The following is a 14,062-nucleotide window of genomic DNA, read 5'->3' on the forward strand; positions in this document are numbered from 1 at the left end:
ATACTACCCTATCTGGCGTGTTGAGTCACAAAGAAAAGGGCCGCGAATGCGGCCCTGATGGGGATTACTTAGTAACTTTGGTAATCTGTTTCACGTCGATTTCAACGGAGTTCCAGTCTTTATCCACTTCACCCTGGATTTCAACCACATCCTGCGGTGTAACGGTTACGCCGTTCCAGCGCTTGTGGTCGATATCCACATTCACCGTGCCGGTCGCATCTTTAAACACATACAGGTCGTCGGAAATACGCTCAACGATGTTCCCGCGCAGGGTAACCCAGGTGTCATCACGCAGTGATTTGGCGCTTTCTACCGTCGTGCTGCTACCGTTCGGGCCGACAAATCCGCCGTTTTGGCTCTGCGTGGTGGTTGTCGTTGGCCCAGAGAAGCCGCCCTGCTGAGCTGCCAGAACAGGTGCGGAACACAGTGCCATTACGGCAACCATTGCAGCTAATTTTTTCATCGTCATGTCTCCCTTTCATGTTGGTTTACGACTATTAAATAAGTTAATCCTTAACAAGTTCTTAAGGCAAAAAAAGATACTTTTTTTGCTGTACAGAGACTGTAGCCACAGGTTTACTGACTGCAAATGAGTTATCGCAGGGATGAACATATGCGTATTTTACTGATCGAAGATGACACGTTGATTGGCGATGGCCTGAAAACAGGTCTGAGTAAAATGGGTTTCAGTATCGACTGGTTTACCGAAGGTCGCCAAGGGAAAGAAGCGCTCTACAGCGCACCTTATGATGCGGTAATCCTCGACCTGACGCTGCCAGGCATAGATGGGCGCGATATTTTGCGCGAATGGCGTGCAAAAGGAAAACAGGAGCCGGTGCTAATTCTGACCGCTCGCGACGCGCTGGCGGAACGCGTAGAAGGCCTGCGCCTGGGGGCGGATGACTATCTGTGCAAACCCTTTGCGCTGATCGAGGTTGCCGCCAGACTGGAGGCGCTGGTGCGTCGTGCCAGCGGCCAGGCCAGCAACACATTACGCCATGGTCAGGTAACGCTCGATCCCGGCGCGCTGGTCGCCACGACGGCGGGTGAACCCTTGTCACTCAAACCTAAAGAGTTCGCGCTGCTGGAACTGCTGATGCGCAACAAAGGTCGCGTCCTGCCCCGCAAACTGATCGAAGAAAAACTGTATACCTGGGACGAAAATGTCTCCAGCAATGCGGTTGAGGTCCACGTCCATCACTTACGCCGTAAGCTCGGCAGCGACTTTATCCGTACCGTGCATGGCATTGGCTATACCCTGGGTGACGCATGAAACTCACACAACGCCTCAGCCTGCGCGTCAGGCTAACGCTTATTTTTCTGATTCTGGCATCAGCTACCTGGGCCGTATCCAGTTTTGTAGCCTGGAGGCAGACTACCAATAATGTCGACGAGCTGTTTGATACCCAGCTTATGCTGTTCGCCAAGCGACTCAGCACGCTGGATATCAGCGATGTCACCACCTCAAGCAATATGGCCCGCACGCCAAAGAAACTGAAGCATGGCCATATTGATGACGACGCACTGGCGTTTGCCATCTACTCCACCGACGGCAAAATGGTGCTACACGATGGCGACAATGGCCAGGATATTCCCTACAGCTACAGCCGGGAAGGGTTTAGCGACGGCCAACTCAGGGGCGACAACGATTCCTGGCGCTTCCTGTGGCTAAATTCCGCTGATGGAAAATATCGCATTGTGGTGGGCCAGGAGTGGGAATATCGGGAGGATATGGCGCTGTCGATCCTTACCGCACAGTTAACCCCGTGGCTGGTTGCGCTGCCGCTGATGTTGCTGATCCTGGTGGTCATGCTGAGTCGTGAACTCAGGCCGCTAAAAAAACTGGCGCAGGCCCTGCGCTGGCGCGCCCCGGAATCAGAAGAGCCGCTCGACCCGAAAGGTGTGCCAAGCGAAGTGCGCCCGCTGGTTGAATCGCTTAATCAGTTGTTTACACGTATCCACTCTATGATGGTCCGCGAACGGCGCTTTACCTCTGACGCCGCTCACGAGCTGCGCAGTCCGTTGACCGCGCTGAAGGTGCAAACCGAAGTGGTGCAATTGTCAGACGACGACCCGCAAACGCGGGAAAAAGCGCTGGCGCAGCTGCATGCGGGAATTGAACGCGCCACCCGACTGGTCGATCAGCTCCTGACGCTTTCTCGACTCGACTCCCTCGATAATCTTCAGGATGTGGCGGAAATCTCACTGGAGGAGCTACTGCAGTCCGCGGTGATGGATATCTACCACCCGGCCCAGCAGGCACATATTGACGTACGTTTGCAGATTAACGCTCACAATATCACGCGCACAGGACAGCCGCTGTTGCTGAGCCTGATGGTACGAAATCTGCTGGATAATGCCATTCGCTACAGTCCGCAGGGGAGCATTGTGGAAGTGACGCTCAACGCCCGTAACTTCAGCGTCAAAGATAATGGTCCGGGCGTTGCGCCGGAGGTACTTACACACATCGGTGAACGCTTTTATCGTCCGCCGGGACAAAGCGTGACTGGCAGCGGTCTCGGTCTGTCGATTGTCCGTCGTATCGCGATGTTGCATGGGATGTCAGCCTCGTTTGGCAACGCTCCGGAAGGTGGCTTTGAAGCAAAAGTCAGTTGGTAATTGCGTTATTGTTGCTCATATAGCAAAAGACTTTGCACATTTTGCTAATTTCACCGCACCGCTGGTGGGAGTAAAATCGTCCTCAAACGTATTTCCTTGAGGACACAAAATGAGCAACATTCTGATTATCAATGGGGCGAAAAAATTCGGCCATTCTAATGGTCAACTGAATGACACCCTGACCGAGGTCGCGGACGGTATCCTGCGCGACCTCGGGCATGATGTTAAAGTCGTACGCGCAGACAGCGATTATGACGTAAAAACAGAAGTGCAGAATTTCGTCTGGGCCGATGCGGTTATCTGGCAGATGCCTGGCTGGTGGATGGGCGCACCGTGGACCGTGAAAAAATACATCGATGACGTGTTTACCGAAGGTCACGGCACACTGTATGCCAGCGACGGTCGCACACGTTCAGATGCCTCTAAAAAATACGGCTCCGGCGGGCTGATTCAGGGCAAAAAATACATGCTGTCCCTGACCTGGAACGCACCGATGGAAGCCTTCACTGAAAAAGACCAGTTCTTCCATGGCGTTGGCGTTGATGGCGTTTATCTCCCGTTCCATAAAGCAAATCAGTTCCTGGGAATGGAAGCGCTGCCGACCTTTATCACCAATGACGTGATTAAAATGCCGGACGTCCCGCGTTATATCGCAGAATATCGCAAGCATCTGACCGAAATTTTTGGTTAACTGGTAACCTGGAATTAGAAGGAGTTAACCATGCTTACCGTTATTGCAGAAATCCGTACACGTCCAGGTCAACATCACCGCCAGGCGGTACTGGATCAGTTTGCTAAAATCGTTCCGACCGTACTGAAAGAAGAAGGCTGCCACGGCTATGCGCCGATGGTGGATCATGCCGCAGGTGTGAGTTTTCAGACCACAGCGCCAGATTCAATCGTGATGGTTGAGCAGTGGGAAAGCATCGCGCATCTTGAAGCGCATTTGCAGACCCCGCATATGAAAGCCTACAGCGAAGCCGTGAAGGGTGACGTGCTGGACATGAATATTCGTATTCTGGAGTCGGGTATTTAAGGTTGTCGATTTGCCGGATGACGCTTTGCTATCCGGCATATAATCGCTTCGTCAGATGAGAGCCGGAGAAGGCATTTTACGCCCCTTTCCGGCTTTTCTACATGCAATTACCCTTCGAGATCCGCCAGGTCGCCTTTCTCCTGCAACCAGTTACGACGATCTTCAGAACGCTTCTTGGCCAGCAGCATATCCATCATTGCGTTGGTACGCTGATCGTCCTCATCATCAATGATGAGCTGCACCAGGCGACGGGTGTTCGGATCCAGCGTAGTTTCACGAAGCTGCATCGGGTTCATTTCACCCAGACCTTTAAAGCGCTGCACGTTCGGCTTGCCTTTCTTGCGCTTTAACTGCTCCAGTACGCCCGCTTTCTCTTCTTCCGTCAGCGCGTAATACACCTCTTTACCGAGGTCGATACGGTATAACGGCGGCAGCGCCACGTAGACGTGACCGTGTTTCACCAGCGTGCGGAAGTGCTTTACAAACAGCGCACACAGCAGTGTGGCAATGTGCAGACCATCGGAGTCCGCATCCGCCAGGATACAGATCTTACCGTAGCGCAGCTGGCTCAGATCGTCGCTATCCGGATCGATGCCGATCGCCACGGAAATATCGTGAACTTCCTGCGAAGCCAGTACTTCATCGGAAGAGACTTCCCAGGTATTGAGGATCTTACCTTTCAGCGGCATGATCGCCTGATATTCACGATCGCGCGCCTGTTTGGCCGATCCGCCAGCCGAGTCACCTTCGACAAGGAACAGTTCGGTACGATTAAGATCCTGTGCGGTACAGTCAGCCAGTTTACCCGGCAGCGCCGGACCGCTGGTCAGCTTTTTACGCACTACTTTTTTCGCCGCACGCAGACGACGCTGCGCGCTGGAAATCGCCATCTCAGCCAGCAATTCGGCTGACTGCACGTTCTGGTTCAGCCACAAACTGAAAGCATCTTTCACCACGCCAGAGACGAATGCCGCACACTGACGCGAAGAGAGGCGCTCTTTGGTTTGTCCGGCGAATTGCGGATCCTGCATTTTTACCGACAACACATAAGCACAGCGATCCCAGATATCTTCTGCAGACAACTTCACGCCACGCGGCAGGATATTACGGTATTCGCAGAACTCACGCATCGCATCCAGCAGTCCCTGGCGCAGACCGTTAACGTGCGTACCGCCCTGCATGGTTGGGATCAGGTTCACATAGCTTTCGGTAAGCAGCTCGCCGCCTTCCGGCAGCCAGAGCAGCGCCCAGTCCACCGTCTCCGTCTCACCGCTGAAATTACCGATGAACGGTTTTTCCGGCAGCGTCGGCAGGCCATTCACCGCTTCGCTCAGATAGTCATTCAGACCATCCTGGTAGCACCAGCGCTGTTCGCTGTTGTTGACCTCATCTTTAAAAGTGATCTCAACACCCGGGCACAGTACCGCTTTTGCTTTTAGTACATGTGTTAAGCGCGAAACGGAAAAACGCGGGCTGTCAAAGAAGCTTTCATCCGGCCAGAAGTGCACGCTGGTCCCGGTATTGCGTTTGCCGCAGGTCCCGACAACCTGTAAATCCTGCACTTTATCGCCATTCTCAAACGCGATGTTGTATACCTGCCCGTCACGGCGCACGTTCACTTCCACACGTTTGGACAGGGCGTTAACAACGGAGATACCCACGCCGTGCAGACCACCGGAGAACTGGTAGTTCTTGTTGGAGAACTTGCCGCCCGCGTGCAGACGACAGAGGATCAGCTCAACCGCCGGAACGCCCTCTTCAGGGTGAATGTCTACCGGCATTCCGCGTCCGTCATCAATGACTTCCAGAGACTGGTCGGCATGTAAGATCACGTCCACGCGTTTCGCGTGGCCCGCCAGTGCTTCATCCACACTGTTATCAATCACTTCCTGCCCAAGATGGTTCGGACGGGTCGTATCGGTGTACATCCCTGGGCGACGGCGTACCGGCTCAAGCCCAGTGAGTACCTCAATGGCATCAGCGTTATAAGTTTGCGTCATGGTTTAAATAAGCAATTCGAATTGATCGTCAGAAACTGTGCAGTCCAAGGAAATCGACAATCGGGTTGAAATAATCTTCGAAGCCCGTGAATGCGTGGTTTCCGCCCTCAATAACTGTCTGACGGCAGGAGGCGTAATACGCCACCGCCTGGCGGTAGTCCAACACTTCATCGCCCGTTTGTTGGAGCAGCCAGATCAAATCCGGCGCTTCCAGCGGGTCAATCTGCATGACTTTAAGATCGTAAATATGGCGTGACTCTAGCACATATTGCTGCCCCGTGTAGGGGTTCTCGTTTTGACCGAGATAGTCGACCAGCAGTTCATAAGGCCGTACAGCAGGGTTCACCACCACTGCCGGCAGCATAAAACATTGCGACAGCCAGGTAGCGTAATAACCGCCTAATGAGGAGCCGACAATCCCCAGCGATTCTCCGCCATGTTCAAGAATGATCGATTCCAGCATCTCTGCGGCCTGGGCCGGATACGGCGGCAACTGCGGTACAATCATCTCAACGTGCGGATGGTGCTCCGCCAGCCAGTTTTTCAGTAAACACGCCTTCGCCGAACGAGGAGAGCTATTAAATCCGTGAAGATAGAGAAGCGTAGACATCAGTAGCCTTCTGAAGCGGTATCAGGGTGGAACCGATTACCCTGCAGACGACGTACCTGAGTCTGCAACGTCCCGTCGGCAAAAAGCTCCAGCGTCCGCCAGCCGGGGCTGATGGTATCCAATGTGAAGTTGGAGCAGTGCGGTTTAAACTGCACGCAGGTCGACGGTGTCGCCAGCAGACGGCGACCGTTCCAGTCCAGATCAAGTTCCTGATGAATATGCCCGCACAATAGATACCTGGCGCGAGGATAATTCACCAGCACGTTATCCAGCTCAGCGGCATTACGCAGACTGTGCTGATCGAGCCAGCTGCAGCCCGCAGGCAGAGGATGATGATGCAGTAGCAGCAAGGTATTACGCTCTGGCGCATCAGCAAGTTTACGCTCCAGCCATTCGAGCTGAAATTCACTTAACTCACCGTGGGGAACGCCGAACACCTGGCTGTCGAGCAGCAAGATCTGCCACTGTTCGCCAATGAAAACGCGTTTGGCCGGGGAAATGCCCGCATCCTGCAACGCGCTGTACATTGCCGGCTGAAAATCGTGATTGCCGGGTAGCCAAACGCAGGGCGCACGAAAACTTGCGATGCCCTCAGCAAAATGCTGATAAGCCGCAGCGGATTGATCCTGCGCCAAATCACCCGTCGCGACGATCAGATCGTACTCAGGCGACTCTGCATGTATTGCATCCAGTACGGATTGATAGCTGTCCCAGGTGTTCACACCCAGCAGCGTTTCATGCTTTTCGGCAAACAGGTGAGTATCTGTAATTTGTAAGATCCTGACTCTGGCCTCACCAGCCAAAGGAAGGGTTAACAGGCTTTCCAAATGGTGTCCTTAGGTTTCACGACGCTAATAAACCGGAATCGCCATCGCTCCATGTGCTAAACAGTACCGTAACCAGTCGGCCAGAAACTGATTAATTTGATGCTTTTCGTCGCGTTGATGCAACTTTTTATTTGGATAATCATACCGCGCTTTGAAGCGAAAGATCTGCTGACTTGAACACACTTCAGCCACCCTTGCGTCATGATACAGGCGCACAGTCAATGACGGCAGGCTCCAGTAAGTGACGGCCGGTGCCGTTTGTTCGATCGCGACAAGCGTAGTGTATCGGGTCGATTCAACGATCGTTAACCGATATTGTGCGTTTGCTACCTGATAGCTCACTGTTTCACCGGCTGCATCATTACGTGGCAGCAGGCGGCGCAATTGCGAATAGTTGGTTTCGCACAGACGCATCATTTCAGGGAAGTCAGGTGTGTAACGCTTCATTTTTTCCACTCAGTTTTTAACTCTTGATAGTGCAGCTGTAACCATTGCAAGGCGATGACAGACGCTGCGTTGTCGATTTTCCCCTCTTCTACCCATTGGTAAGCCTGTTCCCGGCTTACCACATGAACACGAATATCTTCGTTTTCATCAGCCAGACCGTGTATTCCGCTCGCGGTCGTGGCGTCCACTTCGCCGACTAAAATAGACAGACGCTCACTGGTGCCACCCGGGCTTGCCAGATAGCTCAGAACGGGTTTCGTCCTTTTAACTTCCAGCCCGGCCTCTTCCATTGCTTCACGACGGGCTACATCTTCAACGGTTTCGCCCTCTTCGATCATTCCGGCTACCATTTCCAGTAGCCACGGGCTTTCGCTGGTATCAAATGCCGCAATACGAATCTGCTCGACCAGCACAACTTCATCCCGCTCAGGGTCAAAGGGTAGCAAGACTGCCGCGTGTCCGCGCTCAAAAATTTCGCGCGTTACCTCACCGCTCATCCCCCCGTTAAACAGGCGGTGGCGAAACCGATAAAGATCCAGTGAAAAAAAACCGCGGTATAGCGTTTCTCGTGCAATAATTTCTACATCATTTTTAGTGAAAGTCATTGGCAAGTTGTCTGGTTTACGCATTGTGCTGTCCTGAAACCAATAGTGATTAAAATGTGAATTTCAAGGTCGTTTGACTGATGTTTGAACGCCCTTGTGTTAAATTGATGCAAATTAACGCCGTATGGCACGTAACGCCAACTTTTTGAAGTGGCGGATTCTGCTAGAATCAGCAAATATTTTTACAATTTGATCAGCGCTAAATACTGCTTCACAACAAGGAATGCAAATGAAGAAATTGCTCCCCATCCTTATCGGCCTGAGCCTGTCGGGGTTCAGTACTTTGAGCCAGGCAGAAAACCTGATGCAGGTTTATCAGCAAGCACGCCTGAGCAACCCGGAATTGCGTAAATCCGCCGCCGATCGCGATGCTGCATTCGAAAAAATTAACGAAGCGCGTAGTCCATTACTGCCGCAACTGGGTTTAGGTGCCGATTACACCTACAGCAATGGCTACCGTGATGCAAATGGCGTCAACTCCAACGCTACCAGCGCATCTTTGCAGTTAACTCAGTCTATTTTTGACATGTCTAAATGGCGTGCCCTGACGCTGCAAGAAAAATCAGCGGGCATCCAGGACGTGACCTATCAGACCGATCAGCAAACGCTGATCCTGAATACCGCTACGGCCTATTTTAACGTACTGAACGCAATTGACGTGCTTTCTTACACTCAGGCACAGAAAGATGCGGTCTATCGTCAGTTAGATCAGACCACTCAGCGTTTTAACGTTGGCCTGGTTGCCATCACTGACGTGCAAAACGCCCGCTCACAATACGACACCGTACTGGCGAACGAAGTCACTGCGCGTAACAATCTGGACAACGCGGTAGAACAGCTGCGCCAGGTAACCGGTAACTACTACCCGGAACTGGCTTCGCTGAACGTTGATGGTTTTAAAACCAACAAACCGCAGGCCGTGAACGCGCTGCTGAAAGAAGCTGAAAACCGCAACCTGTCATTATTGCAGGCCCGTTTGAGCCAGGATCTGGCGCGTGAGCAGATTCGTCTGGCGCAAGATGGTCATTTACCGACTCTGAATTTGACTGCCTCTACCGGCGTATCTGACACCTCTTACAGCGGCTCTAAAACCAACACCTCCCAGTACGACGACAGCAACATGGGCCAGAACAAAATTGGTCTGAGCTTCTCGCTGCCGCTGTACCAGGGCGGAATGGTTAACTCGCAGGTGAAACAAGCGCAGTACAACTTTGTTGGCGCGAGTGAACAACTGGAAAGCGCACACCGCAGCGTGGTGCAGACCGTTCGTTCTTCGTTCAACAACATTAATGCGTCTATCAGTAGCATTAATGCGTACAAACAAGCGGTTGTCTCTGCCCAAAGCTCTTTAGATGCGATGGAAGCCGGCTATTCCGTAGGTACACGTACCATTGTGGATGTGTTGGATGCCACCACTACGCTGTACAACGCCAAGCAGCAACTGGCGAATGCGCGTTATACCTATCTTATCAACCAGCTTAACGTTAAATTTGCGCTCGGTACGCTGAACGAGCAGGATCTGGTGGCACTGAACAATACGCTGGGTAAACCGATATCCACAACGCCGGATACCGTGGCACCGCAAAATCCGCAACAAGATGCCGCCGTGAATGACTTCAACGGTACCGGCAATCTGCCTGCAGCTCAGCCAACTGCAGCACGTTCAACCAGCAGCAACGGCAACAACCCGTTCCGTAACTGATGCTGATGACGGGGCTTCGGCCCCGTCTGAACGTAAGACAACGTAAAGATCTCCTCCTTCTTCCGCATTCTCGCCTCTTAACGCTTCAATTTCGACCAGTCATCCACTATTCTGAGCAAAGTTACCACTGGGTCCTGGAAGACATAAATGAAACGGACAAAATCTATACATCACGCCTCGTTCCGCAAAAGCTGGAGCGCGCGCCACCTGACTCCTGTCGCCCTGGCAGTTACCGCTGTGTTTATGCTCGCGGGCTGTGAAAAGAGCGACGAAACGGTTTCGCTTTATCAGAACGCTGACGACTGCTCTGCGGCAAATCCGGGTAAAAGTGCCGAATGTACTACCGCGTTTAACAATGCGCTGAAAGAAGCTGAACGTACCGCGCCAAAATACGCCACTCGCGAAGACTGTATTGCTGAATTCGGCGAAGGCCAGTGCCAGCAGGCTCCTGCGCAAGCAGGTATGGCGCCAACTGGTGAAGGCCAGGCTCAGGCGCAGAATCAAAGCAGCGGCAGCTTCTGGATGCCACTGATGGCGGGCTACATGATGGGCCGACTGATGGGTGGCGGAATGGGCGCTCAGCAACCGCTGTTCAGCTCGAAAAATCCGGCCAGCCCGGCTTACGGCAAATATACGGATGCAGGCGGTAAAAACTACGGCGCAGCAACGCCGGGTCGCACCATGACCGTACCGAAAACCGCTATGGCACCGAAACCTGCCACCACCTCTACCGTAACCCGCGGCGGATTTGGTGAGTCTGTGGCTAAACAGAGCACCATGCAGCGTAGCGCAAGCGGCACCACCACTCGTTCAATGGGTGGCTGATCGTCATGGAAAGAGTCAGTATTGTTGAGCGCCCGGACTGGCGCGACAAAGCCACCGAATACGGTTTCAATTTTCACACTATGTATGGCGAGCCGTACTGGTGTGAAGACGCGTACTACAAACTCCCCCTTGCTCAGGTTGAAAAGCTGGAAGAGGTCACCGCAGAGCTGCATCAAATGTGCCTCAAGGTGGTGGAAAAGGTCATCGCCAGCGATGAGCTGATGACCAAGTTTCGCATTCCGAAGCATACCTGGGGCTTTGTCCGCCAGTCCTGGCAGACTCAGCAACCGTCGCTCTATTCACGTCTCGATCTGGCGTGGGATGGCACAGGTGAACCCAAGCTTTTAGAAAACAACGCCGATACGCCAACCTCACTGTACGAAGCCGCGTTTTTCCAGTGGATCTGGCTGGAAGATCAGCTCAATGCGGGCAACCTGCCGGAAGGCAGCGATCAGTTCAACAGTCTGCAGGAAAAGCTGATCGAGCGTTTCACTGAGCTGCGTGAGCAGTATGGCTTTCAACTGCTTCATCTGACCTGCTGTCGTGATACGGTGGAAGATCGCGGTACGATCCAGTATTTACAGGATTGCGCGGCCGAAGCTGAAATCGCCACTGAATTCCTCTATGTAGAAGATATTGGTCTTGGTGAAAAAGGTCAGTTCACCGATATGCAGGATCAGGTAATCGCTAACCTGTTCAAGCTTTATCCGTGGGAATTCATGCTGCGTGAAATGTTCTCCACCAAGCTGGAAGACGCTGGCGTTCGCTGGCTGGAACCGGCCTGGAAGAGCATTATTTCCAACAAAGCACTGTTACCGCTGTTATGGGAAATGTACCCTAATCATCCGAACCTGCTGCCAGCGTACTTCGCCGAAGACGACTACCCGCAGATGGATAAATTCGTCGTCAAACCGATCTTCTCGCGCGAGGGAGCTAACGTCTCCATCATTGAGAACGGTAAAACCATCGAATCCGTGGAAGGTCCGTACGGTGAAGAGGGTATGATCGTGCAGCAGTTCCATCAGCTACCGAAGTTTGGCGACAGCTATATGCTGATTGGCAGCTGGCTGATCAACGATCAACCAGCCGGGATTGGCATTCGTGAAGACCGCGCGTTGATCACGCAGGATCTGTCACGTTTCTATCCGCATATTTTTGTCGAATGATTGAGAGTGCCGGGTGGTGGCTTCGCCTTACCCGGCCTACGGCACGAACTTAATGCCCGATAAGCTTAGCGCCATCGGGCATTCATCATCCAACCTGCACCGACAACATACTTAAACTTCCCATCTCAATACCATCTACCGGGATCGTGACAGACTCTTTACCGTCCCAAGCCCCGAGTACATACAGCAGCGGCAGGTAGTGATCCGGCGTCGGATTCGACAACGATCCACCTTCATGATCGAGATAGTTCACCAGTGGGTGCTGCTCAACCGGTCCCTGCCATGTCAGGTTTGCCTTAACATAATCATTGAATGAGGTCGCCCACGGATAAGGCGTGTTCTCACCGTGCCAGCGCGCAGTGCGCAGGTTATGCACCACGTTACCACTGGCCACCAGCATAATGCCCTCATCACGCAGCGTCGCCAGCTTACGGCCCATCTCAAAATGCCAGGCCGCGGGTTTGGTGCTATCAATGCTCAGTTGCACCATCGGAATATCCGCATTCGGGTACATCTTGATCAGCACGCCCCAGGAACCGTGGTCAAAACCCCACGCTTCTTTGTCCAGGGTAACAGGCACTGGAGCAAGCAAGTTAACCAGATGCTGCGCCAGTTCAGGCGAGCCAGGAGCCGGGTAATGGGTGTCATATAATGCTTGCGGAAAACCGCCAAAATCGTGGATCGTTTTGGGGGCTTCCATCGCAGTCACACCCGTTTCACGGGTGAACCAGTGCGCCGAGACCACCACAATGGCTTTCGGACGCGGCAACGTTTCCCCCAATTGCTGCCAGGCACGGGTATAAACGTTATCTTCCAGAACATTCATCGGGCTACCGTGACCCAAAAACAATGCTGGCATACGAGTTGAAGACATGATGATATCCTTACTGAGGGAGTCATTTTGATACCACCACAATACGCTTATTCGGTTGATGAAGAACTCAGATAACCATGATGAAGATCATCAGTTATTTTGACGATCCAACCCGGAAAGCAGATTGATAAGGAGTTTTATTTGTCGATGTCAGTACCTTTACTTCTGACTTTACTGGCAGGTGCCGCCACGTTTATCGGCGCATTTCTCGGCGTGTTAGGGCAAAAACCGTCTAACCGTGTTCTCGCCTTTTCTTTAGGCTTCGCCGCCGGGATTATGCTACTGATCTCTCTGATGGAGATGCTACCTGCTGCGCTGGCCGCAGAAGGCATGTCGCCGGTATTAGGCTACGGAATGTTCATCGTTGGCTTACTGGGTTACTTTGGCCTGGACCGTCTATTGCCGCACGCGCATCCTCAGGATCTGGTACAGAAAACAACGCAACCTCTACCCGGATCGATTAAACGCACCGCGATTTTATTAACGCTCGGCATCAGCCTACACAACTTTCCGGAAGGGATTGCGACGTTTGTTACCGCCAGTAGCAATCTTGAACTGGGCTTTGGTATTGCCCTCGCCGTTGCATTGCACAATATTCCTGAAGGACTAGCCGTGGCGGGTCCCGTCTATGCCGCCACAGGCTCCAAACGTACGGCAATATTCTGGGCTGGGATCTCGGGCATGGCAGAAATATTGGGCGGCGTACTGGCGTGGTTAATTCTCGGTAGTCTGATATCACCGGTGGTGATGGCGGCAATAATGGCGGCAGTCTCAGGTATTATGGTGGCGCTGTCCGTCGATGAATTGATGCCGTTGGCAAAAGAGATCGACCCAAATAATAATCCCAGCTATGGGGTACTTTGTGGAATGTCGGTGATGGGGTTAAGTCTCGTCATCCTCCAGTCCATGGGTATAGGATAATCCTGAGGGCGGATGCCACCCTACGAATTTACAGCATCCGCTCATCCATAGCAGAACCTGACAGGCTATTCCTGTTCCTTGATCGCGCTGTTATCTTCACCGGAGCGACGAAAGAGTTTGTTTCGCGCTTCGAGTAAGGCATCTCTATCCTGGCGGAACGCCCGACAATAACGTTTCATATGACAATAATAACCCACCGCAACGAGTGCAATTAATACAATCCAATACCAGGCAATAAACATTATTCTACCCTTAAAATTTAACATCATTAAACATTTAACGTTAAAATTTTACACAACCTTATTCTGACATACTCATATAGTGGCATATTCCAGAAACAAATATATGATTTCGATCATATAAATCAGCGGATAATCTATTAGCCAAACTCGTTATAAACAATTAAAACAATGTCGATAAGATCACACTA

16 protein-coding genes are annotated in these 14,062 nt (G+C 52.4%); 8 read left to right on the forward strand and 8 right to left on the reverse strand.

Features of this window, described 5'->3' with window-relative positions; genetic code table 11:
• Positions 1 to 64: 64 nt before the first annotated feature.
• Complete coding sequence (locus BZK41_RS25340) at positions 65 to 463, reverse strand: YgiW/YdeI family stress tolerance OB fold protein (protein ID WP_079940003.1); 399 nt, start codon at positions 461 to 463, stop codon at positions 65 to 67.
• 150 nt (positions 464 to 613) lie between these two features.
• On the opposite strand from BZK41_RS25340, the gene qseB reads away from it, so the two are divergent.
• The 4 genes from qseB (at position 614) to BZK41_RS25360 (ending at position 3,655) form a co-directional block, all read left to right on the forward strand.
• Positions 614 to 1,273: a quorum sensing response regulator transcription factor QseB gene (qseB, locus tag BZK41_RS25345; RefSeq protein WP_079940004.1), complete on the forward strand. Its 660-nt coding sequence runs from the start codon at positions 614 to 616 to the stop codon at positions 1,271 to 1,273.
• Entirely contained in the window at positions 1,270 to 2,619 is a 1,350-nt protein-coding gene (gene qseC, locus BZK41_RS25350) for a quorum sensing histidine kinase QseC (protein WP_079940005.1), read from the forward strand. The genes qseB and qseC overlap by 4 nt, the downstream gene beginning before the upstream one ends.
• 109 nt (positions 2,620 to 2,728) lie before the next feature.
• Positions 2,729 to 3,310, forward strand: coding sequence for an NAD(P)H-dependent oxidoreductase (locus BZK41_RS25355; protein WP_003838153.1), 582 nt, complete (start codon positions 2,729 to 2,731; stop codon positions 3,308 to 3,310).
• A gap of 30 nt (positions 3,311 to 3,340) precedes the next feature.
• Positions 3,341 to 3,655 carry a putative quinol monooxygenase gene (locus BZK41_RS25360; protein ID WP_003024557.1) on the forward strand — a complete coding sequence of 105 codons (315 nt, stop codon included), beginning with the start codon at positions 3,341 to 3,343 and terminating at the stop codon, positions 3,653 to 3,655.
• A gap of 107 nt (positions 3,656 to 3,762) precedes the next feature.
• On the opposite strand, the gene parE is transcribed toward BZK41_RS25360, so the two are convergent.
• The 5 genes from parE to nudF are packed head-to-tail and all read right to left on the reverse strand — an operon-like array spanning position 3,763 to position 8,168.
• Positions 3,763 to 5,655, reverse strand: a complete 1,893-nt coding sequence (gene parE, locus BZK41_RS25365; protein WP_003024571.1) for a DNA topoisomerase IV subunit B — start codon at positions 5,653 to 5,655, stop codon at positions 3,763 to 3,765.
• Positions 5,656 to 5,683: 28 nt separating this feature from the next.
• On the reverse strand, positions 5,684 to 6,265 hold the full coding sequence (yqiA, locus tag BZK41_RS25370) for an esterase YqiA (RefSeq protein ID WP_003024575.1): 582 nt from the start codon (positions 6,263 to 6,265) through the stop codon (positions 5,684 to 5,686).
• A complete protein-coding gene (gene cpdA / locus BZK41_RS25375; RefSeq protein WP_008785825.1) occupies positions 6,265 to 7,092 on the reverse strand; it encodes a 3',5'-cyclic-AMP phosphodiesterase in 828 nt (275 codons plus the stop codon). The genes yqiA and cpdA overlap by 1 nt, the downstream gene beginning before the upstream one ends.
• A 24-nt stretch (positions 7,093 to 7,116) precedes the next feature.
• Positions 7,117 to 7,539, reverse strand: a complete 423-nt coding sequence (locus tag BZK41_RS25380) for a DUF1249 family protein (RefSeq protein ID WP_003024582.1) — start codon at positions 7,537 to 7,539, stop codon at positions 7,117 to 7,119.
• A complete protein-coding gene (nudF, locus tag BZK41_RS25385; RefSeq protein WP_048225550.1) occupies positions 7,536 to 8,168 on the reverse strand; it encodes an ADP-ribose diphosphatase in 633 nt (210 codons plus the stop codon). Before nudF ends, BZK41_RS25380 begins: the two co-directional genes overlap by 4 nt.
• 199 nt (positions 8,169 to 8,367) lie before the next feature.
• Between nudF and tolC the strand changes: the two genes are divergently transcribed.
• The 3 genes from tolC to BZK41_RS25405 all read left to right on the forward strand — a co-directional run bounded on the left by tolC (position 8,368) and on the right by BZK41_RS25405 (position 11,837).
• Complete coding sequence (gene tolC, locus BZK41_RS25390) at positions 8,368 to 9,846, forward strand: outer membrane channel protein TolC (protein ID WP_139762669.1); 1,479 nt, start codon at positions 8,368 to 8,370, stop codon at positions 9,844 to 9,846.
• Positions 9,847 to 9,993: 147 nt separating this feature from the next.
• Positions 9,994 to 10,671: a DUF1190 family protein gene (locus BZK41_RS25400; protein WP_079940011.1), complete on the forward strand. Its 678-nt coding sequence runs from the start codon at positions 9,994 to 9,996 to the stop codon at positions 10,669 to 10,671.
• A 5-nt stretch (positions 10,672 to 10,676) separates the two neighbouring features.
• Positions 10,677 to 11,837 carry a glutathionylspermidine synthase family protein gene (locus BZK41_RS25405; protein ID WP_079940012.1) on the forward strand — a complete coding sequence of 387 codons (1,161 nt, stop codon included), beginning with the start codon at positions 10,677 to 10,679 and terminating at the stop codon, positions 11,835 to 11,837.
• 85 nt (positions 11,838 to 11,922) lie between these two features.
• On the opposite strand, the gene ygiD is transcribed toward BZK41_RS25405, so the two are convergent.
• A complete protein-coding gene (ygiD, locus tag BZK41_RS25410; protein ID WP_079940014.1) occupies positions 11,923 to 12,711 on the reverse strand; it encodes a 4,5-DOPA dioxygenase extradiol in 789 nt (262 codons plus the stop codon).
• Positions 12,712 to 12,858: 147 nt separating this feature from the next.
• Between ygiD and zupT the strand changes: the two genes are divergently transcribed.
• On the forward strand, positions 12,859 to 13,632 hold the full coding sequence (zupT, locus tag BZK41_RS25415; RefSeq protein ID WP_079940015.1) for a zinc transporter ZupT: 774 nt from the start codon (positions 12,859 to 12,861) through the stop codon (positions 13,630 to 13,632).
• Between the two features lie 65 nt (positions 13,633 to 13,697).
• Here zupT and BZK41_RS27340 read toward each other — a convergent pair whose 3' ends face one another.
• A complete protein-coding gene (locus BZK41_RS27340; RefSeq protein ID WP_079940016.1) occupies positions 13,698 to 13,874 on the reverse strand; it encodes a hypothetical protein in 177 nt (58 codons plus the stop codon).
• Positions 13,875 to 14,062: the final 188 nt, after the last annotated feature.

The sequence above is a fragment of the Citrobacter sp. A316 genome (assembly GCF_002042945.1).
In the GTDB taxonomy this organism is placed as follows: Bacteria; Pseudomonadota; Gammaproteobacteria; order Enterobacterales; family Enterobacteriaceae; genus Citrobacter; species Citrobacter portucalensis.